The organism is Helicobacter sp. TUL (assembly GCF_002287135.1).
In the GTDB taxonomy this organism is placed as follows: Bacteria; Campylobacterota; Campylobacteria; order Campylobacterales; family Helicobacteraceae; genus Helicobacter_F.
The window spans coordinates 1-26,316 of the sequence record NZ_NESU01000018.1 but is presented as its reverse complement, the minus strand read 5'-3'; the positions used below and the strand labels follow the sequence as shown (position 1 = coordinate 26,316).

At 38.5% G+C, this 26,316-nt stretch carries 28 protein-coding genes and 1 pseudogene; 25 read left to right on the top strand and 4 right to left on the bottom strand.

The features are described 5' to 3' along the window. From B9T66_RS07825 to B9T66_RS07790, 9 genes are all read left to right on the top strand, one after another. A partial coding sequence (locus B9T66_RS07825; protein ID WP_219350225.1) for a glycosyltransferase occupies positions 1 to 411 on the top strand: 411 nt, incomplete at its 5' end. A 90-nt stretch (positions 412 to 501) separates the two neighbouring features. Next, positions 502 to 861 (top strand): aspartate 1-decarboxylase, encoded by a 360-nt coding sequence (panD, locus tag B9T66_RS07820; RefSeq protein WP_095628417.1) that lies wholly within the window; start codon positions 502 to 504, stop codon positions 859 to 861. Between the two features lie 10 nt (positions 862 to 871). After that, on the top strand, positions 872 to 1,174 hold the full coding sequence (locus B9T66_RS07815; protein ID WP_095628416.1) for a YbaB/EbfC family nucleoid-associated protein: 303 nt from the start codon (positions 872 to 874) through the stop codon (positions 1,172 to 1,174). 9 nt (positions 1,175 to 1,183) lie between these two features. Further along, on the top strand, positions 1,184 to 2,209 hold the full coding sequence (locus B9T66_RS07810) for a PDZ domain-containing protein (protein ID WP_257874659.1): 1,026 nt from the start codon (positions 1,184 to 1,186) through the stop codon (positions 2,207 to 2,209). Positions 2,210 to 2,217: 8 nt separating this feature from the next. Then, positions 2,218 to 3,081, top strand: a complete 864-nt coding sequence (locus B9T66_RS07805) for a polyprenyl synthetase family protein (RefSeq protein ID WP_095628415.1) — start codon at positions 2,218 to 2,220, stop codon at positions 3,079 to 3,081. A gap of 2 nt (positions 3,082 to 3,083) precedes the next feature. After that, entirely contained in the window at positions 3,084 to 3,890 is an 807-nt protein-coding gene (surE, locus tag B9T66_RS07800; RefSeq protein ID WP_095628414.1) for a 5'/3'-nucleotidase SurE, read from the top strand. A 2-nt stretch (positions 3,891 to 3,892) separates the two neighbouring features. After that, entirely contained in the window at positions 3,893 to 4,567 is a 675-nt protein-coding gene (locus tag B9T66_RS07795) for a ThiF family adenylyltransferase (RefSeq protein ID WP_095628413.1), read from the top strand. Continuing rightward, positions 4,554 to 4,730, top strand: coding sequence for a hypothetical protein (locus B9T66_RS08900; protein ID WP_180763372.1), 177 nt, complete (start codon positions 4,554 to 4,556; stop codon positions 4,728 to 4,730). The genes B9T66_RS07795 and B9T66_RS08900 overlap by 14 nt, the downstream gene beginning before the upstream one ends. After that, complete coding sequence (locus tag B9T66_RS07790) at positions 4,730 to 5,656, top strand: carbon-nitrogen hydrolase (RefSeq protein WP_095628412.1); 927 nt, start codon at positions 4,730 to 4,732, stop codon at positions 5,654 to 5,656. The genes B9T66_RS08900 and B9T66_RS07790 overlap by 1 nt, the downstream gene beginning before the upstream one ends. 1 nt (position 5,657) lies before the next feature. Here B9T66_RS07790 and radA read toward each other — a convergent pair whose 3' ends face one another. Genes radA through B9T66_RS07775 form a run of 3 tightly spaced genes read right to left on the bottom strand, consistent with a single transcriptional unit; the run spans position 5,658 to position 8,611 of the window. Continuing rightward, complete coding sequence (gene radA / locus B9T66_RS07785) at positions 5,658 to 7,010, bottom strand: DNA repair protein RadA (protein ID WP_095628411.1); 1,353 nt, start codon at positions 7,008 to 7,010, stop codon at positions 5,658 to 5,660. Further along, complete coding sequence (gene ftsY / locus B9T66_RS07780) at positions 7,010 to 7,888, bottom strand: signal recognition particle-docking protein FtsY (RefSeq protein WP_095628410.1); 879 nt, start codon at positions 7,886 to 7,888, stop codon at positions 7,010 to 7,012. Before ftsY ends, radA begins: the two co-directional genes overlap by 1 nt. Positions 7,889 to 7,918: 30 nt before the next feature. Then, the gene (locus tag B9T66_RS07775; protein WP_095628409.1) at positions 7,919 to 8,611 is read right to left on the bottom strand and encodes a TlpA family protein disulfide reductase; all 693 of its coding nucleotides are present in this window, start codon (positions 8,609 to 8,611) and stop codon (positions 7,919 to 7,921) included. A gap of 67 nt (positions 8,612 to 8,678) precedes the next feature. Here B9T66_RS07775 and B9T66_RS07770 point away from each other — a divergent pair, with 67 nt between their 5' ends. The 16 genes from B9T66_RS07770 (at position 8,679) to kdsB (ending at position 25,987) form a co-directional block, all read left to right on the top strand. Then, a complete protein-coding gene (locus tag B9T66_RS07770; RefSeq protein ID WP_180763373.1) occupies positions 8,679 to 9,341 on the top strand; it encodes a 5-formyltetrahydrofolate cyclo-ligase in 663 nt (220 codons plus the stop codon). Next, positions 9,283 to 10,839 carry a ribonuclease Y gene (gene rny, locus B9T66_RS07765; RefSeq protein ID WP_257874660.1) on the top strand — a complete coding sequence of 519 codons (1,557 nt, stop codon included), beginning with the start codon at positions 9,283 to 9,285 and terminating at the stop codon, positions 10,837 to 10,839. Before B9T66_RS07770 ends, rny begins: the two co-directional genes overlap by 59 nt. A gap of 17 nt (positions 10,840 to 10,856) precedes the next feature. After that, the gene (locus tag B9T66_RS07760) at positions 10,857 to 12,200 is read left to right on the top strand and encodes a class II 3-deoxy-7-phosphoheptulonate synthase (protein ID WP_095628406.1); all 1,344 of its coding nucleotides are present in this window, start codon (positions 10,857 to 10,859) and stop codon (positions 12,198 to 12,200) included. 12 nt (positions 12,201 to 12,212) lie between these two features. Beyond that, positions 12,213 to 12,830 (top strand): sulfurtransferase-like selenium metabolism protein YedF, encoded by a 618-nt coding sequence (yedF, locus tag B9T66_RS07755; protein ID WP_095628405.1) that lies wholly within the window; start codon positions 12,213 to 12,215, stop codon positions 12,828 to 12,830. Positions 12,831 to 12,910: 80 nt separating this feature from the next. After that, on the top strand, positions 12,911 to 13,900 hold the full coding sequence (gene selD / locus B9T66_RS07750) for a selenide, water dikinase SelD (RefSeq protein ID WP_095628404.1): 990 nt from the start codon (positions 12,911 to 12,913) through the stop codon (positions 13,898 to 13,900). Between the two features lie 108 nt (positions 13,901 to 14,008). Continuing rightward, the gene (locus B9T66_RS07745) at positions 14,009 to 14,941 is read left to right on the top strand and encodes an SLAC1 anion channel family protein (RefSeq protein WP_095628403.1); all 933 of its coding nucleotides are present in this window, start codon (positions 14,009 to 14,011) and stop codon (positions 14,939 to 14,941) included. A 31-nt stretch (positions 14,942 to 14,972) separates the two neighbouring features. Beyond that, complete coding sequence (locus B9T66_RS07740; protein ID WP_374220132.1) at positions 14,973 to 15,176, top strand: DUF4492 domain-containing protein; 204 nt, start codon at positions 14,973 to 14,975, stop codon at positions 15,174 to 15,176. Between the two features lie 15 nt (positions 15,177 to 15,191). Further along, the gene (locus B9T66_RS07735) at positions 15,192 to 16,730 is read left to right on the top strand and encodes a cytochrome ubiquinol oxidase subunit I (protein WP_095628402.1); all 1,539 of its coding nucleotides are present in this window, start codon (positions 15,192 to 15,194) and stop codon (positions 16,728 to 16,730) included. A 10-nt stretch (positions 16,731 to 16,740) separates the two neighbouring features. After that, positions 16,741 to 17,856, top strand: coding sequence for a cytochrome d ubiquinol oxidase subunit II (locus B9T66_RS07730; protein WP_095628401.1), 1,116 nt, complete (start codon positions 16,741 to 16,743; stop codon positions 17,854 to 17,856). 19 nt (positions 17,857 to 17,875) lie between these two features. Next, positions 17,876 to 17,998, top strand: coding sequence for a hypothetical protein (locus B9T66_RS09225; protein WP_257874658.1), 123 nt, complete (start codon positions 17,876 to 17,878; stop codon positions 17,996 to 17,998). 68 nt (positions 17,999 to 18,066) lie between these two features. Next, a complete protein-coding gene (gene trxA, locus B9T66_RS07725) occupies positions 18,067 to 18,384 on the top strand; it encodes a thioredoxin (protein ID WP_095628400.1) in 318 nt (105 codons plus the stop codon). Between the two features lie 81 nt (positions 18,385 to 18,465). After that, positions 18,466 to 19,944 (top strand): Na+/H+ antiporter NhaA, encoded by a 1,479-nt coding sequence (gene nhaA / locus B9T66_RS07720; RefSeq protein WP_095628399.1) that lies wholly within the window; start codon positions 18,466 to 18,468, stop codon positions 19,942 to 19,944. A gap of 102 nt (positions 19,945 to 20,046) precedes the next feature. Continuing rightward, entirely contained in the window at positions 20,047 to 21,408 is a 1,362-nt protein-coding gene (locus B9T66_RS07715; RefSeq protein ID WP_095628398.1) for a TolC family protein, read from the top strand. 18 nt (positions 21,409 to 21,426) lie between these two features. Beyond that, on the top strand, positions 21,427 to 22,128 hold the full coding sequence (locus tag B9T66_RS07710; RefSeq protein ID WP_095628397.1) for an efflux RND transporter periplasmic adaptor subunit: 702 nt from the start codon (positions 21,427 to 21,429) through the stop codon (positions 22,126 to 22,128). 25 nt (positions 22,129 to 22,153) lie between these two features. Next, positions 22,154 to 25,225: an efflux RND transporter permease subunit gene (locus B9T66_RS07705; RefSeq protein WP_095628396.1), complete on the top strand. Its 3,072-nt coding sequence runs from the start codon at positions 22,154 to 22,156 to the stop codon at positions 25,223 to 25,225. 27 nt (positions 25,226 to 25,252) lie between these two features. Then, positions 25,253 to 25,987, top strand: coding sequence for a 3-deoxy-manno-octulosonate cytidylyltransferase (kdsB, locus tag B9T66_RS07700; protein WP_095628395.1), 735 nt, complete (start codon positions 25,253 to 25,255; stop codon positions 25,985 to 25,987). Between the two features lie 80 nt (positions 25,988 to 26,067). Here kdsB and B9T66_RS08895 read toward each other — a convergent pair. Next, a pseudogene (locus tag B9T66_RS08895) lies at positions 26,068 to 26,316 on the bottom strand (hypothetical protein); the annotation flags it as partial.

Genomic DNA, 26,316 nt, shown 5'->3' with positions numbered 1-26,316 from the left:
TTATTTTTATTGGGGTATTTATATGATCGTTATTCGATTATATTTTTAGATTCGCAACTTCCTATGATTTTAAGACCCATTTTGCGTTGTACTAAGGTTGTTGTAATGCCTACAAAATGTTATGAGACATTTGGATTAACCATTGCAGAATCTGCTTTGAGTGGAACAATCCCACTTGTGAGTGGAATTGGTGCATATAAAGATACCGCGAGAGAGTTCTGTGGTATTTGTTTTGATTTGCATGATGGTATGACAGATTTAATTGCTAAAATGTCTGAAATTTTAGGTGATTATCCAAAGTTTTGGCAAGAATTTGAATCTAAAAGATCAATCATTGTTCAAGATTTATTAGCACAAAAATACCTCTCAAATTTGGTTGGTATTTATACCGATTCTAAAAATAATTCTTGATGATTACAAGGATAGAATTTACAAAAAAACCCTCTAAAATATGCTAAAATTATTAACCTTACACAAAATTACTATATCAAAGAAGGGCATATGCAGTTTGAAATGTTGTATTCTAAGATTCATCGTGCGCGAGTAAGCGATGCAAATCTTGAGTATGTTGGATCTATTACGATTGAAAAATCTCTCGCACAAAGCGCCAAACTCAAAGAAGGCATGAAGGTCGATGTGTTAAACATCAATAATGGTGAGCGTTTTAGCACATATGTGATTTATGGAGATAAAGAGGGTGAGATTTGTATCAATGGCGCAGCCGCGAGAAAGGCACAAGTGGGCGATATCGTGATCATTGTAGCGTATGCGATATTACAAGAGAGTGAGTGTAAGGCATTTAAGCCTACAATCGTGCAAGTTGATGCGCAACAAAACAACAAGATTCTATATATTTCGTAAAAGGGTAGTTATGTTTGATCCAAAACAATTAGGCGCAATGTTTGGCAATATTCAAGAATCGCTTCAAGAATTTGCAAATAAAAATAAAGATATGGTTTTTACTGCCAAAAGTGGTGGTGGATTGATAGAAGTGAGCATTAATGGTATGGGTGAAGTGGTGGATATAAAAATTGATGATAGCTTGTTAGAGGATAAAGATTCTTTACAAATCTTGCTTATAGGTGCACTCAATGATGCGTATAAAAATGTTGAGCAAAACAAGCAAAAGAGTGCTTTTGATATGCTTGGCAATTTTGATATGTTTGAGAAATAAGGCGTATCCTTGAAGTGCTGGTGGCTTTGTCTCGTATTTTTGGGTGGTTTGTATGCACAAGAATACGAATACAAGCATTGTGTGGAGTATTACAGGAATGCGAGTGTCGCTGTGGGTGATACACGCGCTATAGCACTTAAACACAACAATAAAGTTGTGTATTTTTTGTATGCACGCACACCACCACAAGCAAAGATTCTAAAAAGCGATCCATTTATGGGGTTTTATCTCATAGAATCTAAGCCCACAAAGCTAAGCTATGATCTTCTCACACTTGATAAACGCACGCTAGAGGACAAAAACCTTGTGGCTATATCTGCTAGAGAACCTATGAGGGGATCTATCACTGCAAGGCAAACTAGTTATTTAAACTATGCGCGTTTTTCCAATACCTTGGAGCGTAATAGTGTGATTGGTAATATTTGTTATCAAATTTATGGTGTGGGTGTTGGCGGCAAGGAATTTATTGAAAAGTCTTATATTGATAGGTTTTTAGATGCCAAAGAGATTGTTTATAGCGATATTGGCGTGCGTTTTGGAGCAGATTCTAAACGCGCTATTGTTGTGCTTAGTGATCCATTTTTCCCTCATAATCCATTTTTGCAAGGCGATGAGATTGTAAGTATCAACGCAACAAAAATCACCTCCAAGGAACAAGCCATTTGGGTTATTACAAATCTTTCGCGATCAAAAAATGCTTCTGTGCAAGTGCGTCGTGGCACGGAATTGCACACTTTTAGTTTGAAACCTGATAGACTTTATGGAGGTTTTTTGCTGCGTGATACATTTTTGGAGCGTTTTGGGATTGTCGTAGATAGCAATCTTGTGATACGCAAAAAGGGCGCTAAACTAGATAGGTTTGCAGAGCTTAAAGTTGGTGATAAAATCGTGTGGATTAACAAACAGCCAGCGACTTTAGGGAATCTCACACAGCTTTTAAGTCATACACTTGATCCAAAAGAACTTGCGAAGTATGATGGCAAGATTCAGTTACTTGTGCGTCGCGGCGAGTTTGAATTTTTTATCAAAATCTAGGGAGATTCATGAATACAGCGATTATGCAAGAATTTGAAGACTTTATTGTAGCGAGTGCGCCAAAAGTGGAGAGTTTTCATCCTCATTATCAAAAAGCGTTGTGGGAAATGCTTTTGGCAGGAGGGAAGAGGTTTCGTCCTGCATTATGTTTGTGTGTCGTGGATTCCATAGCGCCACAAATGCTAAAAAATGCCTTTATTCCCGCACTTGCACTAGAGGCTTTGCATACATATTCGCTTATTCATGATGATTTGCCTTGTATGGATAATTCGCCTTTGCGTCGCGGATATCCGACTTTGCACACAACCTATGATGAAACACTTGCATTATTGGTGGGTGATGCGCTTAATACATATGCCTTTGAGCTTTTAAGCACCGCTAAACTTGATCCACAAAGCAAAATCGCCCTTATTTATGAATTATCGCATAATGCGGGTTTTAGTGGTATGGTGTTGGGGCAGGTGCTTGATTGTGCATTTGAAAATACAACTTTAAGTCTTGAGCAACTAAAAATGATTCATCAAAACAAAACCCTAAAATTGATTGCTACATCACTCCGTTTTGGGGCGATTATTGGTAATGCATCTGATGAAATACGCCAATGTCTTGATAGATTTGGTGAGGTGTTGGGATTATTTTTTCAAGTGCGTGATGACTTGCTTGATGTGCTGGGTGATACTCTCATAGAGGGCAAAACTTTGCATAATGATGTGGGGAAGAATACATATGTCAATCTTTTGGGCATAGAGGGTGCTAAAAAAGAATGTGATGAGCTTATAGAATCTATGCGCGCCTTGCTAACAACATTGCCCAAAAGCCTTGCGACAAATCTTTTGGGGCTTATAGAGCCATATTTTGTGATTAAAGGATAGTAATGAAACAGATACTTTTAACCAATGATGATGGGTTTAGTTCATATGGGCTTTTAGCTCTAAGAGATGCCCTAAAAGATCTTGCAAGGGTTGTTATAGTCGCCCCTGCGAGTGAGAAATCCGCTTGTGGGCACGGATTAAGCATAACGCGCCCTTTGCATTTTGTCCAAGTTGATGATGATTTTTATAAGCTTGAAGATGGCACGCCTAGTGATTGCGTGTATTTGGCATTGCATACACTTTATGGAGAAAATAACCGCCCGGATTTGGTGATTTCTGGGATTAATATTGGTTCAAATATGGGCGAGGATATTACATATTCTGGCACGGCTGCAGGTGCTATGGAAGGTTGTTTGCATGGGATAGATTCAATCGCGATTTCACAAACTATGCGTGATAAGAATCTTGCACAAGATTTTAATTTTGCCCTTGCAAAAGAAAGTATTAGGGCATTGGTGGAGAAAATTTTTACCAAAGGCTTTCCACTTAGTAAGCGAAAGTTTTTGAATGTCAATATTCCACAGGTTTCTCCCAAACAATGCAAAGGCACGCTTGTAACACAGATGGGCTATAGAATCTATGGTAATGAAGCACAGCTTCATCGCAATCCTAGAGGACAAGAGTATCATTGGTTGGGGCTTCAGCCGTTAATGTGGGAGACACGCGCTGATACACCGCAAGTCAATGGTGAGGCATTTAGCGGAGAGAATGACTTTGATGCGATCAAAGGGCAATATGTTTCTATCACGCCTATTAAGCTTGATCTCACAAGCTATGAAGATATACGCAATGTGCGTGAGTGGTTGTAGCGATGACTCAAGATAGATTCACACGCTCAAGGATTTTGTTTGGCACAGGATTTGAGGCATTGCAACGCACAAAGGTTATACTTTTTGGTGTTGGTGGAGTGGGAAGTTTTGTGCTAGATTGCTTGTATCGCAGTGGTATAGGAGAGATTACCATTGTAGATTCTGATAGTTTTGATGTAACAAACCAAAATCGCCAAATTGGTTCAGAATCTGTGGGTGAGCCAAAAGTCGAGGTTTTATCACGCAAATACCCAGGTATTCATGCGTTACAAACAAGAGTAGATGATGCGTTTTTACGCACACACGATATTTTGGCGTATGATTATATTATCGATGCTATTGATGATATACCTGCCAAGGTTGCTATAGCGCTTATTGCCTCACAAAAGCCTTATGGGCGTTATATCGTTTCTACAGGTAGTGCCAAAAAGCTTGATCCTACACGCATACAGGTAGCAAATATATGGAAGAGTTATGGCGATAAATTTGCACGAAAATTTAAAGAGAATCTTAAAAAGCATAACCCAAAAGCAAAGATTAAAGTTGTCTTTAGTCCAGAGGAGCCAAAATGCAAGGCGTTAGGAAGCTTTAGTGCGGTTACGGGAAGTTTTGGTTTAGTAATTGCTTCAGAAGTCGTGCGAGATATTTTACAAGGAGAAGAACATGCAAAGTGTTGAAAAAATGTATCAAGATTCTGAAATCTATGAGGATTACGAAGATGAGGAAGATTCACGATATGGAGAGGATTTTGGGTATGATGATGGGGAAGAGTGGCATAAAACAAGTGGGTATGATGATGATGACTACGAGAATCCCGACTATGAATACGAGGAAGAATAATGCCTAAGGTCGCGCTTATCCAGCAAGCTTACAATGGCTCTAGGGAAGCAAGTATGGAGCATACAAAAAAAGCAATTTTGGAGGCTGCAAACAATGGCGCACAACTTGTGTGTCTACAAGAATTACATACGCGAGAGTATTTTTGTCAATGTGAAGATCCTGCGTTTTTTGATTATGCGCATAATTTTGTAGATGATGTTGCGTATTTTTCTGATGTAGCAAAACAAGCTCGTGTCGTGCTTGTAAGCTCACTTTTTGAAAAACGCACCGCCGGAATGTATCACAACACCGCCGTTGTGTTTGAATCTAATGGTGAAATTGCAGGCAAATACCGCAAAATGCATATTCCTGATGATCCGCAGTTTTATGAAAAATTTTATTTTACGCCCGGCGATTTGGGTTTTGAGCCTATTGATACAAGTGTAGGCAGACTTGGGGTGCTTGTGTGTTGGGATCAATGGTATCCAGAAGCTGCACGCATTATGGCATTAAAAGGTGCTGATATGTTGATTTACCCAACTGCTATTGGGTGGTTTGATGAAGATAGTGAGGCAGAAAAAACGCGACAATTAGAGGCTTGGATAGCGGTGCAAAGAGGTCATAGTGTGGCAAATGGTTTGCCAGTAGTAGCGATAAATCGCGTGGGGTTTGAGCCCTGCCTTAATTTTGCTCAAGCTTGTGAGTTTTGGAATGGAGATTTACAAAAAAAGGAGTTTCCAAACACACAGGGTATACGCTTTTGGGGCAATAGTTTTGCTTTTGGTGCGCAAGGAGAGCTTTTGGCACAAGCAGATTCACATACACAACACACACTTTTAGTTGATATAGATTTCAAAAGAAGCGAAGAAGTTCGGCGTATGTGGCCATTTTTGCGCGATCGACGCATTGAGGCATTTGATCCACTTTTAAAACGATTTTGTGATTAAATCACATCCACTCTAGGATTTTTTGCACATCATCAGCTTCAAAGCATTTGATATTGCCTTTAGATTCTGGCTTTTTGGGGAGTATGACTTTTTGGAATCCATAGCTTTCAAGTTCTTTGAGGCGTAGATCGATATTATGCACTTCTCTAATATCACCAATGAGGCTTACTTCACCCAAAAAGGCAGTCTTATTATTTAGTGGGCGATTTCTAAAGCTTGAGATGATAGCAGCTATGACAGCGAGGTCGGCACTCGTTTCATTAATCTTAATCCCACCTGTTACATTGATAAAGACATCGTAGCGATTTAGTGGGATTTCTATTTTGCGCTCAAGAAGGGCTAAAAGCATTGTAAGCCGATTGTTGTCAAACCCTGTGCTAGATCGCTTGGGGTTGCCAAAGGTGTTTTCACTCACCAATGCCTGAATCTCAATAACTAATGCCCTAGAGCCTTCCAAAAGCACACTAATTGCACTTCCTGCTTGTGAGGGTTTTTGTGAAAAAAAGAGTTTAGAGGCATTTTTGGCGCTGATTAAGCCTTGCTCTTTAAGCTCAAAAATCCCTATTTCGCTTGTGCTACCAAAACGATTTTTAAATCCTCGCAAGATTCGTAAATCCCTACTTGGATCGCCTTCAAAATACAGCACACAATCTACCATATGTTCAAGCACTCTAGGACCAGCGATTGAGCCCTCTTTGGTGATGTGTCCGATGATAAAAATTGCGATATTTTGTTCCTTTGCAAGGCGCATAAGCGCAAAAGTAATTTCACGCACTTGCGAGACTGATCCAGGCGCAGAGGAAATATCTGGAGAATACAGCGTTTGGATAGAATCTATCACGCACATTGTGTAATCTCCTTGCAAGAGATTAGATCGGATTTGGTGCATATCAATTTCATTAAGCAGATATAAATTTTCATTGACACAACCCAATCTTTGTGCGCGTTGCTTGATTTGACTAGGGCTTTCCTCTCCGCTGACATATAGGACTTTGTTGTGTGTATTTTGGCTAATAGATCCGCTAATTTTAAGTAAAAGCGTGGATTTTCCTACACCTGGACTACCACCAACAAGATATAATCCACCGCTGACAATCCCTCCACCTAACACAATATCGAGTTCTTCTTCGTAGGAAGTAAAGGTTTGGAGTGTCTGAAATGCTACATCTGTAATAGGTGTGGCTTTAGCAGTTGGCGTATGTTTGGTGTTTTGAATGGTTTTTAGCGCTTGGATTTGTGTAGCGCTAAGTTCGACAAAAGATTCCCACGCACCGCAATTTGTGCATTTTCCTAGCCATTTACTACTTTCAAAACCACAATGTTGGCATTCAAAGAGTGTGTGCTTTTTTGCCATTATACAAAGATAGAATCTAGTAAGGTTGTGATGTAGGTTTGTGTGTCAAAAGGAAGCAAGTCTTGTGCTCCCTCACCCACACCCAAATACAACACAGGAATTTGTAACTCGCTAATAATGCTAATAATCGCTCCACCTTTGCTCGTGCCATCAAGTTTGGTAACAATAATGCCATCAATTGTTGTGTGTTGGGAGAAATGCTTGGCTTGAGCGATACTTGAGTTGCCCTGTGTGCCATCAAGTATGAGAAATTTTCGTATGATCGCATCTTGGGCGTGTCCTGCCAATGCCTTTTCACTCACACGAATAATTTTTAAAAGCTCATTTGTTAGGTTAGTTTGGGTATGCAATCTCCCTGCGGTATCAAGCAACAAAATATCATAACCCTTGGCATAAGCCGAAGAGATCGCATCAAAAGCTAACGCACTAGGATCATGTCCGTGTTGCGTGCTTATCACAGGGATTTGGAGTTTTTCTCCCCAGCCCTTTAGTTGCTCGATAGCTGCGGCGCGGAAAGTATCACCAGCACCCAAAAGGACTTTTTTACCTTCTTGCTTATATTTGTAGGCGAGTTTAGCGATTGTGGTTGTTTTACCCGCGCCATTTATGCCTATAATAAGCAAGACTTCTAATGTGTGCGGTGTGTCTGAAGGTGAAGATAATGGCGCAAGCAATGAAGTTAGGCTATTTTGTAGCTGCTCTCTTGTGCTATATGTGGGAAGAGAATCTAAAAGGGATTCTACAACATCATAGGCGACATCAGATTCTATCAAAAGCTGTTCTAGCTCTTCTTTGTGAATCTTTTCTTTTTTGCTCCCAAGCAAAGCAGTGATATTGCTTGTCGTTTTCTTCATTGTTTTGGCAAGGAGAGAAAACATAATGGACTCCTAAATATGTAAAAATCTATTTTATTCTTGAGATGATTGTAAATCCCCGCTTTCTTCCACAGGCTGTGCAGAATCTTGGGGGTTTGCTTGAGGTAATTCTGTATCGTGGATTAAAAATAAAATATCACGCTCTAGCATTTCTGGTGGCACAAGCCCAACATAATCAATGACCTTATTGCCCTCTTCATCAAAAAGAGCGAGATAGCCTTGTGAAATGTCTTTGTTTAAGAATGCAACGAGGTTTTTAGAATCATTTGGCGTGTAGATAGGATAGCTTTTATAATGTGTTTTGAGTATCTCATCTACACCATTTGTTTGGGTTTGTGTGTTAAGGATTAAGAGATCAATTTGGGAGGGATATTTTTCTTTGAGCTGGACAATGTATGGTGCTTGGGTGAGGCAATTTTTGCAATCATCTTGTGTAAATAGCACGATAGTTGGTTTGGGTTTATCAAAAATACTTTTAGCAGGATCATTGTTTTGGGTATTATTATTTTGGCTTGGATAAAAGGCTAGGCGATCATTAGATTGATCTAAAACTTCGATAACCAAATTTTGCGCAGGATTTTGTTGAGAATCTTGCGTATCAGTAGTGATGAGCGTATAAGCAAAAAGATCGCGTTTTTGTGTGCTTTGTGTATTTTTGTTGTCTTGACAACCTACCATAAGGCTAAGGACCAAACACATATATGCGACATAAGAAAATCTTTTCATAGCTACCTCCACGATGATACGATATGGATATGATACAATGGTGTGATTATACAAAAAAGGAGTGGATTTGTCTATCAATACAAACGATGATGAAAAAAAAGCATTTCGTTCTTGGAGCAAGAAAGCATTACAATATGCGCACAAAAAGCATTGCAAGGGATTTGATGTAGCATCATATCGTGTCAATACAAGGATTTATGCGCTTTTAGAGAAATTGCAAGCGCGAAATATTTTGCTATATATGCCCTTTGGTTTTGAATCTGATAGCAAAAAACTTCTTCTGAAACTTAGAAAACAAAAAAAGAAAATTTTTCTTCCCTATATTATGGAAGGAATAAGGTTTAAAATGTTAGTATTGCGTTTGCCATTGCAAAAAAATGTATATGGTATTTTTGAAACAACTAAATCAGAATTTAATTTAGCAAAAATTGACACGGCTGTTATACCTGTATTGGGAATTGATAGAGATTTTAGACGTATAGGCTTTGGCAAGGGAATGTATGATAGATTTTTTTCGCAATCTCGCCAAAAAGCAATTCCATTTATTTTTGTGAGTCGTCTTGCTTGTGTGAGTGATGGGGTGCTTACACAAGCTCATGATATACGAGGTCATTATTTCATAAGTGCAACGGCGTGTTGTAAAAGGACACGATATGGACATTCTTTTAAAAGTGATAGAGTTTATAATCTTTGGCGCTATCGTGGGTGTGGTAACATATCTCATAACTAAAAAGATTTTTACCTCAAATGCTGATGTATTGCTCGAACAAGCTAAGGCAAAAGCCAATGCAATAGAATATGAGGCACAAAAATTATTTAATGAGCAAAAAATCGAGTATAAGGAAGCTGAATTAGAACTCAAACAATGTTATGAACAAAAACAACATGCATTAAAACAACAATATGAACAAAAAATGAGTGAACTTGAAAAAGAAGAATACAAGATTCGGCATAAATTTGAGCGTGAAACCCAAGCATTAGAGAGCGAAAAAGCGCGATTAAGTCGTTTGGAAAATAAGATTTTAAATGTAGATTCTCTAAATAAAAAAGTGCGAGATCAATACGAGAGTGCAAGAAAGGAAGTCCTAGAGTTACTCAGCGATTATACAAAGCTTTCACGTCAAGAAGCAAGAGAGATTTTGCTTGGGCTTTTAGAAGAAGAGCTTATAGAAGATAGAGCACATATGATTAGGCGCTATGAGATGCAAGCCAAACAAGATGCACAAAAAAAGGCAAACTATCTTCTTGCACAGGCAACTACACGCTATGCAGGAGAATATGCAAGTGAGCGGCTTATTGGTGTGGTTCATCTCCCAAATGATGAATTAAAGGGGCGTATCATAGGCAAAGAAGGGCGCAATATTCGCACACTAGAAGCGCTTAGTGGCGTAGATATTATTGTTGATGATACACCAAATACGATTATTGTGAGTAGTTTTAATCTTTATAGACGCGCTATCGCACTTAAGACAATAGAAGCATTGATAGAAGATGGTAGGATTCAGCCCGCTCGCATAGAGGAAATGTATGAAAAAGTCTCCTCTCAAATGGAAGAGCAGATTTTGCAAGATGGCGAAGACATTGTGCTTGATATGGGACTTGGATACATGCACCCAGAATTAAAAAAACTTCTTGGCAAAATGAAATATCGTGCAAGTTTTGGGCAAAATGCCTTAGGGCATTCTTTGGAGGTAGCAAAGCTTGCGTCTATCATTGCAGGGGAACTTGGTGGTGATGAAAAACTTGCTAGACGCGCCGGAATCTTACATGATATTGGCAAGGCTCTTACACAGGATCTAGGGGGAAGTCATGTGGATTTGGGCGTGGAGGTATGTTCGCGCTATGAAGAACATCCTGTTGTGATTAATGCTATCCTTGCGCATCATGGACACGAAGAAGCCAAGAGCATAGAATGTGCCGCAGTATGTGCAGCCGATGCGCTTTCGGCAGCACGACCGGGCGCAAGGCGAGAAGTGTTGGAGAGTTTTCTTAAGCGTATGCAAGATATTGAGCGCATTGCCTTGGATAAATTTGGCGTTAAACAAGCCTATGCCATTAGTGCAGGTCGAGAAGTGCGTGTGATTGTAAGGGCAGATTTGATAAGCGATGATGAGAGCATTGTGGTAGCACGAGAAATCGCCAAAGACATTCAAGCAAACCTACAATATCCTGGTGAAATCAAGGTGAATGTCATTCGGGAATTTAGAACGATTGAATACGCAAAATAAATTTGAAAGGAGTTAGTATGCAATGGGAAAAGACATCTTGGCGTAAAAAGCCTATCAAGCAACATCCAGTTTATGAGGATACACAAGCACTTGCTGAAGTTGAGCACACACTTTCTCAATATCCTCCTCTTGTTTTTGCTGGAGAGGCTAGAGCCCTAAAAGAACAGCTTGCCAAAGTTGCCAAAGGTGAGGCGTTTTTGCTTCAAGGTGGGGATTGTGCGGAGAGTTTTGCGCAGTTTAATGCGACAAATATTCGCGATTTATTTAAGGTTATCATTCAAATGGGTGCAATTCTTACATATGGCGCGAGTTGTCCTGTAGTCAAGATAGGCAGAATGGCTGGGCAGTTTGCAAAACCACGCAGTAGCGATATGGAGAGTATTGATGGTGTGAGTTTGCCAAGCTATCGTGGGGATCTTATCAATGATGTAGCTTTTACACCACAAGCACGCAAGGCAGATCCACAAAGGCTTTTGCAAGGCTATCATCAAAGCGCTGCTACACTCAACCTTTTGCGTGCATTTGCGCAAGGTGGTTTTGCAGACTTAAACCAAGTGCATAAATGGAATCTAAGCTTTGTAAAAGATAATGCATTTGGGCAAAAATACGAAGAATTGGCTGATAGAATCACACAAGCCCTCGCATTTATGAGTGCGTGTGGTATAGATTCTAAAAACTCACCTATTTTGCGTGAAACAGAATTTTATACCTCTCACGAAGCACTTGTTTTGCACTATGAAGAGCAATTGTGTCGGCAAGATTCACTCACAGAGGAGTGGTATGATTGTTCGGCACATATGCTTTGGGTTGGTGAGAGGACAAGGAGCTTAGATGAAGCGCATATGGAATTTTTGCGTGGTGTTAAGAATCCTTTGGGTGTGAAAATTGGACCAAATGCCACAAAAGATGATGTTTTGGGTATATGTGATATTTTAAATCCCCACAATGAATATGGTAGATTAAATCTCATTATTCGTATGGGTGCTGATACAATCAAAGAAAAATTGCCAAAACTTTTAGATTCTCTTAAGGGTGAGGGGCGCAATATCCTTTGGAGTTGTGATCCAATGCATGGCAACACTATAAAAGCACAAAATGGTTATAAAACACGCAATTTTGATAGGGTGCTTGATGAAGTAAAAAGCTTTTTTGAGATTCACAAAGCCAATGGCACAATTGCTGGTGGTGTGCATTTGGAGATGACAGGTATGAATGTTACAGAATGCACAGGGGGATCACAAGCTATCACAGAAGAGGGCTTAGCTTGTAATTACAATACGCAATGTGATCCACGCCTTAATGCTATGCAGGCTATTGAAATGGCATTTTTGATTGCTGATATGATAAAGGGTATGCGCTAAAAGGGGTGTGTGATGAATAATACGGTGCAAATTGATGTGCGAGACTTACCTTGTCCAGAACCTGTAGTCAAAGTCAAAAAGGCTCTTATTGGCGTTACAGAAGCGACATTACAACATGCAAGCTATGAGATTTTGGGAAACACTCTTACTGCAAAGGAAAATCTTTCACGCTTTTTACGCACTGCCGGATACGAGTTTGAGATAGGGCATTCTCAAGGGGATCAATATATGATTCTTATCAAAGGGAAAAAAGATGCCACCAAGCGCGAATTAAGTGAGAAAATTATCCCTAAGATTCTTTTTGTTACTGATGATAAAGTTGGTGAGGGAGAGCTTGGCGTGATGCTTATTAATGCTTTTTTGAAATCCCTTAGTAATACTGATGTGTTGCCACAAAAAATTCTTTTTGTAAATCGCGGTGTGTTGCTGACTACTGATAATGCAGAAGTAGAAAATGATGATATTGTAGAGGTGTTAAAAGAGCTTGAAAAAAGCGGTGTGGAGATTTATTCTTGTGGATCGTGCTTGAGTTATTATGCCTTAACAGAGCGGCTTAAGGTGGGAATGATTGGGAATGCGCTTGAGAGTATGCAAAATATGCTTAAAAGTGAAGGCGTAGTGCGATTATAACCCAAAGTATGTAAGGAGTTTATGTGGAAGAGCCAAAGGGTTTGACACAATTTGTTTCGTGTGCTGGTTGAGCGGCAAAGGTGGGTCCGGAGGACCTAAGACAAATTACAAGTTCGCTCAAACAACCTTCATACAAGGAATTGCTCATCGGTTTTGAGGGTAGTGAAGATTGTGGTGCTTTTGTATTAGATTCACAACACAGCGGTGATATTTTATTAAATACAGCAGATTTTATAACGCCTATTGTCGATGATCCTTATATTTATGGGCAGATAGCGGCTGCAAATTCTCTAAGCGATATTTTTGCTATGGGCGGTAGGGCGCTTAGTGTGCTCAATCTTTTTATGTGGGATAGCGCTCATGTGAGCAAGGAAATGGCGCGAGAGATTTTGGAGGGTGGTCTTAGTAAAATCACAGAATCTCACGCAATGCTTTTGGGTGGGCATACGACAAGCGATAGTGAGCAAAAATATGGTCTAAGTGTTACCGGAGTGGTTGAATCTAAGCATTTGTGGCGCAATAATACTGCACAAATAGGTGATTTGCTCGTGTTGTGTAAGCCTATTGGATCTGGGATTGTAAGCACAGGGCTTAAGGCACGAGTTATTACGCATGCCGATGAGATGATTCAATCATTATGCAAGCTTAATATGTATGCCACACAAATTGCAAGAGAATATGAGATTCACGCTTGCACCGATATTACAGGGTTTGGGCTTATAGGACATATTTTTGAGATGTGTTCCAAAGGCAAGGCAGAATATTCCGTGCTACTCTATAGTAGTGATATTCCGTGTTTTTCACAGGTGCATACATTGTCGCAAGAAGGCATTATTCCCGGTGGGACATATGCAAACAAAGAGGCATTTGCTCCATTTGTAAATATAGAATGCGATATAAGTGATGATAGTATTTTTTATGATGTGCAGACAAGCGGAGGGCTGCTTTTTGCATTGCCTATGGGTGAAGCAAAAGATCTTGTGTATGATTTGCGTAGGGCAGGTTATGAGTATGCAACTATCATAGGGGAGATTCTCCCAAAACGCCACAATACTATTTTGCTAGGTTAAGAGAGATTAGGAGTAGATTTTTATAAATCATTAAGGTATTTTTGGATTTACTTGCGCGACATTAACTAAGGGCTTAGAATCTAGATCATCACCAAAGAGGGGCGTAAGATGTTTGCAAAATTTCCTATTATGTTTTTTGCTGTTATTATGGGTTTATGTGGCTTTGCTTTAGCAACATTGGAGCTTGGCATAACTTTGCAAAGTGAGAGTGCAAAAGCCGTATTTATGGTTATTCGTTTGGTGGCTTTAGGATTGTTTATATTGTTTACGCTTTGTTATGTGATGAAAATTTTTAGCGCTATAGAATCTCTAAAAGATGAGATTTGCCACCCTATCAAAATTAATTTCTTTGCTACTTTTTCCATTTCACTTATGCTACTTGCAAAACTTTTTGAAGAATATACGCTTTTGTATGATGTGTTTTTTGGGATAGGGCTTGTGCTACAAACTTTTCTTACCTTTTATGTTATTGCTTTTTGGATTCGTAATAATATGGAAATAAAACATTCTAATCCAGCGTGGTTTATCCCTATAGTGGGTAATATTATCGTGGTAGCATCAGGGAAAAAAGAATTTGGGTTTTTGTGGTATTACTTTGATATTGCTATGTTTTTTTACATAGTGCTTTTTACGATTATTTTTTATAGAATCCTCTTTCACGATCAGCTTGCCCAAAAATTTATCCCGACACTTTTTATTATGTTGGCACCGCCAAGTGTGGGTTTTACGACATATATCAAACTTGAAAGTTATGATTTTTTTGCACAATTTCTTTTTAGTGTTATGCTGTTTTTTGTGTTTTTATTTTTCTTTTTGTATAAAAGTTTTTTGAAGCTTAAGTTTTTTCTCTCTTGGTGGGCTTTTACATTTCCAAGTGCCGCGGTAGTTTTGGCTGTATTTAAAATGTATGAGATTATGCCTCAATATACTTTGTGGCTTTATTTTGGTATTTTCTTATATGTGTTGTTGTGTGTGATTATGTGTATTGTTACTTTTTTTACAATCAAAGGCGTTGCAGACAAAAGCGTGTTTGAAGATTAAATCTGCACTAATGTATCAAATAAGGAGGAAGATGATGTTAAAAAGCATTTTTGTTTTTTATCGTGATGGATTTAAAAACATGAAGCTAGGCAAAACTCTATGGCTTGTGATTATCATTAAGCTCATAGTTATTTTTGCGTTTTTAAAGATCTTTGTATATGGAGAGAGTTTGAGTGATTTAGGCAGCACAGAGGCAAAAAGCACCTTTGTCTTAGAGAATCTTACAACAAGATAATTTTTAGGAGGTAGTATGGATCTTAGTATAGATTGGAGTAGGGCGCAGTTTGGATTAACTGCGATTTATCATTTTTTGTTTGTTCCGCTTACTTTGGGACTTTCGTTTATTGTGGCGATTATGGAGAGTATTTATGTCAAGACTGGTAAGCAGGAATGGCGTGATATTACGAAGTTTTGGCTTACGCTTTTTGGGATCAATTTTGCTATTGGTGTTGCAACAGGGATTATTATGGAGTTTGAGTTTGGCACCAATTGGGCGAATTATTCTTGGTTTGTTGGAGATATTTTTGGTGCACCTCTTGCCATTGAGGGGATTGTGGCATTTTTCTTGGAAGCGACATTTTTTGCAGTGATGTTTTTTGGTTGGGATAGGGTTTCAAAGAGATTCCATCTTGTATCTACTTGGCTTGTAGCCATTGGAAGTAATTTGAGCGCTTTTTGGATTCTTGTGGCAAATGGGTGGATGCAATACCCTGTAGGCACGATTTTTAATCCCGACACAGCACGCAATGAAATGGCAAGTTTTATAGATGTCGCACTTTCACCGGTAGCAGTTTCGAAATTTTTGCACACAGTAGCAAGTGGGTATGTGATTTCAGCATTGTTTGTGATGGGTGTAAGCGCATGGTATTTGCTCAAAGGTAAATATCTCATTGCGGCAAAAAAGAGTCTTGTTATTGGTGCAAGTTTTGGATTTATCACTTCAATGTTTTTGTTTTTTAGCGGTGATGAGAGCGCGTATCAAGTAACGCAAAAACAACCTATGAAACTTGCGGCAATGGAGGGAATCTATGACGGAGAACATAGAGCCTCGCTTGTAGCATTTGGAATCTTAAATCCAGACAAAAAACCAGGAGATTCACAATCAACATTTTTGTTTGATGTAAGCATTCCATATGCGCTCTCTATCCTTGGCAAAAGAGATACACAAGGTTTTGTCCCAGGGATTAATGATTTGTTATATGGCAATGAAGAAAAGGGCATTGTGCCTATGGATACACGTATCCAAAATGGTAAGCGTGCTGTTGAGGCACTAAAAACTTATAAACTTGCCAAAGAAAGTGGTGATACATTAGCAATGAATGAATCTAGAAGTATTTTAGAATCTCATATGCAAGATTTTGGTTATGGGTATTTGGATTCTAAAGAACAAGCTATGCCACCTATTGCCATTACATTTTATAGCTTTCATTTAATGGTGGCATTAGGAAGTTTGTTTTTTATACTTTTTATCGTGGTTTTGTATCTTTCTATGGCAAATAATATTTTGCAGTTTAGAAAAATTTTGTGGTTGTGTATCATCGCAATCCCATTTGGGTATATTGCAGCAGAAGCTGGGTGGATTGTCGCAGAAGTAGGTAGACAGCCTTGGGCAATACAAGATTTAATGCCTGTGCATATTGCCGCAACTAAGCTTTCACATACAAATGTGCAAGTTTCGTTTTTCATATTCCTTGTCCTTTTTACTACATTGCTTATCGCAGAGCTTGGCATTATGCTAAGGCAGATTAAAAAAGGCTTTGGTGAGCATTCTCATACACCTTCTTATTAAGGAGTCTTTGATGTTTTTTGGTTTGGATCATAGTGATTTACAGATTTATTGGTGGGTTATACAAAGCCTTTTGGGCGGTTTATTGGTATTTATGTTTTTTGTGCAAGGTGGGCAAGGGCTTATTGATAGGCTTTCAAGTAATGAAGAGGAAAAAAGCTTGCTTATCACTTGTTTGGGTCGCAAATGGGAGCTAGGATTCACAACTTTGGTGCTTTTTGGCGGTGCTGCATTTGCGGCATTTCCATTGTTTTATAGCACGAGTTTTGGCGGTGCGTATTGGGTGTGGTTGGCAATTTTATTTTGCTTTATCATTCAAGCAGTGAGTTATGAATACCGCAAGAAAGAAGGCAACTTTTTGGGCACAAAAACCTATGAGGTATTTTTGAAAATCAATGGAATCCTTGGAGTATTTTTGATTGGAGTGGCGGTGAGCACCTTTTTCGCAGGGTCGGCGTTTAGGTTAGATTCTCAAAATTTTGTTGTGTGGGAAGGAGAGTGGCGAGGCTTGGAGCAACTCAAAAATCCATTTAATTATTTATTGGGTTTTGCGCTTGTGTTTTTGAGCAGAATTTTGGCAGATAGCTATTTTATTAATGCTATAGATGTGGATTCTATACGACATAAAGCGCGCAAAGATATTGTGATTAATACTATCTTTTTTCTCCCATTTTTTGTAGGATTTTTGGCATGGATTTGTCTTAAAGATGGCTTTGGAGTGGGTGAAAATGGCGTGGTAGAATTGATACCATATTTGTATTTACAAACATTTTTGCATAATCCTTTGATTCTTGCTTTGTTATTGCTTGGTGTATGTGGTGTATTGCTAGGAATCTATCAAAGCATTAAGGGTGTGCGAGGGATATTTGCACTCGGCGTGGGCGTAGTGTTGGCAGTTATGGCAGTGTTTTTAAATGTAGGGCTTGGAGAAAGTGCGTTTTATCCATCATCTTCTGATTTGCAAAGTTCTCTAACTATTGCAAATGCAAGTTCTAGCTATTATACATTAAGTGTTATGGGATATGTGAGTTTGATTATACCATTTGTATTGGCATATATTGTGTATGTATGGCGCGCTATGGATTCTAAAAAACTTACATCTAAGGACTTGCAGGGTCATTCATATTAGAATCTAAAAAGGAGTAAATATGCTGTATACATTATTTTTGCTTTGCTTATGGCCTATTACAATTTTTGTGTGCTATAAGTTTATATTGCTCAATATCAAAGAAACAGAACGTCGCGATACAGAATCACAAAAGATTATCTAAAATTTCTTAGATATGTAACTTTTTTGTGTATAATCAAAGCGTTTAATACTAAACACAAGGAGAAAAAAATGGGAAAATATTTTGATCTAACAGAAGCAAATTTTGAAGAAAAAACATCAAAGGGTGTAGCGCTTGTAGATTTTTGGGCACCTTGGTGTGGTCCATGCAAAATGTTTGCACCAGTAGTAGAAAAACTTGCTGAAACTTTTGATGGCAAAGCAGCAATTTGCAAAGTAAACACAGATGAAGAGAGTAATCTTGCTGCAAAATTTGGTATCCGCAGTATTCCTACTCTAATCTTTATGAAAGATGGAAATGTTGTAGATACTATCATCGGAGCAGTGAGCGAATCTGTAGTCGCTGAGAAACTTAATTCTTTGCTCTAATTTTTATTCTTCTATCCTCCACATTTGGTGGAGGTTATCTTTATCTGTGCTGTTTTAGATATATCACATTAAGGAGATGCAGTGCTACAAAACCAGCACACAACTAATCGTCATTATTCGTATGTCAAAGATAAGCTACAAAATGGTTTGCAGCGTTTTATTACCCATGAATCTTTTGGGGGTATTTTGCTAGTGTTTTGCGTGGTTTTTGCTATGGTGGTGGCAAATTCTCAATATGCGGATTTATATTTTTGGTTTCAAAAATTTGAATTTGGCTTTTTTGTAGGCAGTCTTGAACTTAAAATCGAAGTATTACATTTTGTTAATGATATATTGATGTCGTTTTTTTTCTTGCTTGTTGGGTTAGAAATGAAGCGCGAAATGCTTTATGGAGAATTAGCCGGATTTAAAAAAGTTAGTTTTTCTATTATGGCAGCCATTGGAGGCATTATTTTGCCTATTATGTTGTATTTGTATTTTACCGCAGGCACTCCTTATGAAAAGGGTTTTGGTGTGGCAATGAGCACCGATACCGCATTTGCACTTGGGGTAATTTTGCTCCTTGGTAATAGAGTGCCAAAAATTGTCAAAGTGTTTCTTGTAACTCTAGCAGTCGCTGATGATTTAGGTGCTATTAGTGTTATTGCGATTTTTTATTCTGATCAGATTCATATGTTTTGGATAGGAGTTTCTGTATGTATTGCAGGGATTTTAGGGTATTGTAATTATCGAGATACAAAATATCTTAGCCTATATTTTTTCTTTGGAATCTTGCTTTGGATTAGTGTGTATCTTAGCGGTATTCATGTAACTATTGCCGCAGTGATTTTGGCCCTCACGATTCCAGGTAGGACACAACGCGTTAATAGAAAATATTTTCGCAATATGCTTTCAGAATTTGATCGTATCAAAATGATTACCAATAATGGCGCAGACATTTTACAAATACAAGAGAATGATAATTTAGGATTTTGGCAATCTACTTGGCGTAATATCAAAAACTTTATGACTTCTACACCAAGTGCGCGTAATGTCAATATGGCAAAGGCGAGTGAGCTTGTGTATATTTTGGATAGTATAGGGATTTATGCGCGTTATGCCCAAAACCCACTCTTGCGTCTTGAGCATGCACTACAGCCTATATCCGCGTATTTTATCGTGCCTTTATTTGCATTTATTAATGCCGGAGTTCATATAGATTCATATATGGATCTTGGTATTAATGGCGTGATGTTTGGCACAATTTTAGGACTTGTGATAGGTAAGCCTTTGGGAATCTTTCTTTTTGCCTATCTTGGGGAGAAGTGCAATCTTTCTGTGCGACCAGAGGGTTTAGGTAATTTTCATATTTTTGCTGTGGGCGCAATTTCTGGTGTGGGCTTTACTATGTCTATTTTTGTTGCAAATCTTGCCTATGGTGAGGATATCGCGGCTATCAATCTTTCCAAGATTTCTATCCTTATTGCTTCTAGTATCGCCGTGGTGTTTGGTATTATTTTAATGGGCTTAGCAACGCGACCATCGCGAAAAACTAAGCTAGAGGAGCACACAGAGGTTTAGGGATTTTTTTTATAGTAATATTTACTTACAATAATATTTTTATGCTATAATCCACCTCTTTATATTTTTGTATAGAGTCTTATAGCAACAAAGGAGTATGAAATGCGTTCTTATATCGTCGTGGCATTGATTATATCGAGTTTTATCCAAGGTTTTATCAGTGCATCGACCCAACAAGACACACAATCTTTTGAAGAAACATTAAGTATTTTAAACACCGCTAGCAATGATGAAAAAGGTTATACCTTAGCTGAATTGCTTGAAGCTGCAAAGAATAACTACAATCTTGAAGCAAAAGATATTGCGATTTTACAAGCAGGAGCTAATCAATCTGCTGCACAAAGAGAATTTTTACCTACACTTGATGGAAGTTATTCATTTCAAGATACCAACAATACCTATCGCACTATTCAAGCTCAAAGTGCTCAACTTCAAGCAAAATGGGAGATTTTTAGCGGGTTAAAAACCTATAACAAAGTGCGAGAAAAGAGTGCCCTCTATCGTTCAAGTGTGGCAGATAGAGCCAATATGCAAGAGCAGATTTTTTTAAATGTGATTGAGCAGTATTATACATATTTTTCTAATAAGTCTCAAAAAATTGCCCTAGAGCAGCAACACAAACAACTTGAAGAAAATATCAAACGCACAGAAAAGCTATATCGATCTGGGCTTACCACGATTGATGATGTAGAATCTTTGCGCGCAGAGATTCTATCTACTGAACATGATATGGCAAACATCGTGCTTGAAATGGAGCGCAATAAACTTATGCTCTCACTCCTTACCAATCTTGAAGTCAAGGAGCTCTCTCGTGTTACCATTAAAATGCCTACCTTTACTTTACAAAAGCGTCAAGATTTGGTTGCACTTGAGGAGCAAGCAAATAGTGTGATGTATCAAGCAAAGCAAATTACATATTTGCCAACCGTCGCGCTTAGCGATACTTTTGCGTGGAATAGTTTGGGAGCTGTGGGTTCTAAACCTGCGTTACTTGATTTGTTAGGAAATGGTGGCTCTGCTTTTGGTGGCTCTAGTTTTATGAAAATGAGTTACCCACCTACACAAAATGTCATTGGCGTAAGCGTAAATATGCGTTTGTTTGATTGGTTTAATCTCTCCAAACAAAAAGAAGCTATGCGGTATTCTGCTATGCAACGACAAAAAGAACTTGCTTACAAAAAATATGAACAAGAAAAAGATGAGCGTTTGTATCGCAAAAGTATAGAGATTGCTGAAGCAAGAATTAAGAGTGCAGAAGCAGCGCTTAAATCCGCTTCGGTATCCTTTGATAATGTCGCGCGTCGCTATGAAGCACAAGTGCTAAATTTTTCTGACTATTTGCAGTCTCTTAGCCGACGATTCAGCGCAGAATCTACCTATACACAAAGCCTTAATGATTATGAGATAGAAAAGGCGCGTTATATTTATTATAGTGGGCAGCAAATCGAGGATTATATACAATAACACAATAAAGGATCGGATATGAAACTAAGAATTTGTGTAGCAAGTTTGGTATTTGCCACGATGACATATGCCGAGGAAGTGTATGCGATTTTTAATGCTCAAGCTATTAGAGATGCAAATCTTAGCTTGGGAAGTAGTGGGATTGTAACACAAATCTATGTTGATGTGGGTAGTGAGGTAAAAACTGGCGACATACTTCTTACTTTGTTTAACAAAGATCAAAGCGCGCAAGTAGATTCTATTCGTCAAACATATTTGTTTAATAAAAAACAATATGAACGCTATGAGCGATTGGGTAGTGCGGTAGATAAAAACACACTCAATAAGTATTATGCGGATTATAAACGATATGAAGCGGATTTGGCATATCAAGAAGCCTTATTAAGCAAAACAATCTTGCGTGCGCCATTTGATGGAGTTATCGCGTCCAAAAACATTGAGCTTGGTGATGGTGTGGGTGCGAATAATACAGAGCTTTTTCGCCTCATTAGCAAGGAAGTTAAAATCGTGCTTGAATTTGATTTCAAATATATCAATAAGGTTCAAGTGGGTGATAGCTTTGAATTTAGTGTTGATGGCATAGAATCTAAGCAAGTTGCAATTATTAATAAAATCTATCCTACCGCAAGTGAGAGTAATCGTAAGGTCAAGGCTGAAGCATTTGTGCAAAATATCGTGCCTGGGACATTTGGTGATGGCTACATCAAAACAAAGAAATAAGCACACACTCTTGTAAGGATTAATAATGTATAAATTTGCCATTACGCGTCCGGTTTCGACATTAATGTTTGCATTGGCTGTGATGTTTTTTGGATTTTTGGCTGTGGTAAAGCTTCCTGTTTCCCTTTTCCCAAATATTGATTTTCCTATTGTAACGGTTATCACGACATATCAAGGTGCAAGTGCGCAGACGGTCGAAACAAAAGTTACAGATAAGATAGAAGAAGCGGTAATGGGGATTGATGGACTTAAAAAAGTTACATCTTCAAGCGTGCGTAATACAAGTATCGTGCTTATAGAATTTCAATTAGAAAAGGATCTTGATGTTGCTGTAGCCGATGTGCGCGATAAAATCGGCACCGTGCGTTTAGAAAGCGGTATAGATTCACCATCTGTGCGGAAGGTTGATACTGGATCTGCGCCTGTGATTTCACTTTTTTTGACAAGCACCAAAGTCCCACCTTCTGAAATGATGAATCACGCGGATAATGTGATTAAACCAATGCTCCAAAAAATTAGCGGTGTAGGTGGCGTGGAGTTACGAGGGTATAGAAAAAGACAGATTAGAATCTATCCTGATCCGACATTGATGAATAAATATGGGCTTACATTTTCTACTATTGGCAAACTTATAGGGCAAGAGAATGTTGAGATTGACGGCGGAAGATTGGTAAGCACCAAGTATGAGTGGGCATTAACTACCGATGCAAATAGCTACAACATAGAAGAAATGGGCGAATTGCGCATAGCCGATGGCGTGAGATTGAAGGATATTGCTAAGATTGAAGATTCAATCGAAGAAGATAGGACATATGCAAGTTATGACAAGACACCGGGTGTGATTTTTGAGGTTCAAAAAATTTCTGGACAAAATGACATCAAAATTGCTGATGCGGTCAAAAAAGTCTTCCCAGAAATTTTGGCAGTAAGCCAAGATTATGAAGTAGAAGTCTTTAAAGATACAACAGAATATATTAAAGATTCTGTTAAAGATGTGAAATTTGACCTTGTGCTTGGGGCGATTTTGGCAGTCGTGATTGTATTTTTGTTTTTGCGTAGTGTGAGTATTACGATTGTGGCTGCGTTGAGTTTGCCTGTTTCAATCATTGGCACCTTTGCGCTTATGAGCTATTTTGATCTTACGCTCAATATGCTTACACTTTTGGCATTGACTTTGGCTATTGGGATTATCATCGATGATGCGATTGTGGTTATTGAAAATATTCACAAAAAGCTTGAGGCGGGATTATCAAAGCGCGAGGCAGCATATGAGGGTGTGCGCGAGATAGGGTTTGCTATTATTGCTATTTCTGCAATGCTTTTGTCGGTGTTTATTCCAGTTGGGACTATGAGTGGTATTGTAGGGAGATTTTTTCAAAGCTTTGGAATCACAGTTGCATTAGCTATCGGACTTTCTTATATTGTCGTTATTACGGTTATTCCTATGCTAAGCTCGATTGTGGTAAATCCGCAACATTCAAGATTCTATCATAGGAGTGAGCCATTTTTTAGAATGCTTGATGAAAAATATGTTAGCACCTTGCGCTTTGTGCTCTCACACAAGCTTATTACATTACTTGCGGTGCTTGGTGTGTTTATAGGATCACTTTTTTTAGCTAGTAGGCTTGGATTTGATTTTATGAAAAAAGAAGATAAGGGTGAGTATAACACATTTTTAGAGGTGGCACCCGGTATTAGTATGGAGGAAATGAAAAGGCGCGCAGGTGCATTGCAAGATATAATCCTCGCAGATCCTACAACAAAGTTTGCAACCCTGCAGATTGGATATAACTCACAAAAAAATATTTTTAAAGCCCAAATCTATACAAAGATGATAGATAGAAAAGAGCGCACAAAGGATCAAGGACAATTTATCATAATGGATAAAATGCGAAAGGTTCTCGCAGAGCAACCGGCTGCCAAAGATATGACAATTTCTATTGTAGAAGTTTCTGACATAGGTGGTGGCGGGGATAATTCTCCATTCCAAATTGCGATTTTGGCTCCAAATGATGAGCTTTTGGAGGAATCCCAAAAGAATCTCTATAGGCTTTTTGAGGAAAAACTTGCTGGGAAGGTTGTGGGTGTGCATCTTAACAAAGCCGATGATCAGCCTGAATATAGATTTCATATTGTGCGCGCTAATGCCAATAAATATGGTGTAAGCTCTGAAGAAATAGGTAATACCATTCGGGCGGCATTTTCTGGGGAGTATCCTGTGGGATATTACAAAGAGCGTGGTAAGGAATATGATATAACCGTGCGTGTGCCTGATAATGATAGAAGGGTGCTTGATGACATTAAGCGTTTGCAGGTTAGAAACTCTAAAGGTGAGTTGATGTTTTTGGAGGGGTTGGTAAAAATCGAAAAAACTATGACTCCTTCAACAATTACGAGATTCAATAGACAACGCAGTATGACTGTGTATGCCTCACCAAATAAAAATGCCGGTGTGAGTTTGGGTGATATTTTCAAAGTCGTGTTAGATCCAAATAACAAATGGCTTGCAGATGGTGCTAGTTACAAATTGCAAGGAGAGGCGGAAAATATGCAAGAGACTATACAGGCATTTGTGGTGGCGATTTTAACGGTAATTGTGCTTATTTATCTCATTTTGGCAGCTCTTTATGAGAGTTTCTTGCAGCCTTTGATTATTATGATTACCTTGCCACTTAGCTTTTCTGGAGCATTTATAGCGCTGTTTATCACGCATGAGACTTTTAGTATGTTTTCTATGCTAGGGCTTATGCTTCTTATGGGTATGGTGGGCAAAAATGCTACTTTGCTCATTGATGTTGCAAATGAGAAACGCAAGGAAGGTATGGATATTATACAGGCTTTGATTACAGCAGGTGAATTGCGTTTGCGACCAATTTTGATGACAACTATTGCTATGGTGTTTGGTATGTTGCCTTTGGCTATTGCAAGTGGTGCAGGGGAAGCGATGAAAAATCCTATAGGGATTGCGATGATTGGTGGGCTTATCGTTTCTATGTTGCTTTCATTGCTTGTTGTGCCAGTGTTTTATAGATTTTTGGCTCCACTTGATGATAAATTGCAAAAACTATATAAACCAAAAGAGGGAGATAGATTCTAAACATAGAATCCTCCAAAAGGAGTGGCGATGATTATTATTCCAGCGCGCTTAGAATCTACGCGTTTGCCAAAAAAAGTTTTGTGTGATCTTGGCGGATTGCCGATGATTGTAAGGACTGCACAAAATGCCCAAAGAGTTGATGAAGTGGTGGTAGCTTGTGATGATGAAGAGATTATGCAAGTATGTAAGGCGCACAAGATTGCAAGTGTGCTTACCTCTAAAAGTCATTGTAGCGGGACAGATAGATGTGCAGAAGCAGCTAATATTTTGGGACTTAAAAGTGATAGTGTGGTGCTGAATCTTCAGGCAGATGAGCCATTTGTAGAATCTAGCGTTTTAGAAACGCTCTTATCTTTGACAAAGAGAAGCAATGCGTTTTTGCATACGCTTGCTAAAGTGATTTCAACAGATGAGATTGCAGACATAAATCTTGTAAAGGTTGTGATTAATGCTAATAAACAAGCCCTGTATTTCTCGCGATTGGGTGTGCCATATGCGCGTGATGGCGTAGATTCACAAATATGTAACACATATCCATATTTAGGACATTTGGGCTTATATGGCTTTACAAAGCAATGTCTTGATGAATTTTGTGCGTTGCCACAAAGCCCACTAGAAAATATTGAAAAACTTGAGCAACTTCGCGCATTGTATCACGGCAAGAGCATAGCCTTAGAGATCGTAGAGACCAAAAGCCTTGGTATTGATACAAAAGATGACTTACTTAAGGCACAGCATTATGTGCGAACCACTTATATGTGAGATACATAAAATAGGATAGTTTTTTCTAAGAGTTTATTATGATGTTATGCTTAGACCTTAATCTAAGCACTCTTTATGCATTATTTTTGTGTATTTTCTCCATAGATTCTATAATTAATCTGCCACCAAGAAAGCTTAGTATAATTTTGTATGAACTGCTTTTTAGATTCTGGGATTATAAAGCTTTCTTGAGGCGTGATAATGCCATTTTTTGTGATGTATTTCAATCCTGTATCTAATCCAAGTGGATATATGCCATCTTTGTCAATCCATACTGCCTCATTATATGCAAAGGCATATGTGTCTTTGGCATTTGTATCAAAGAGGTT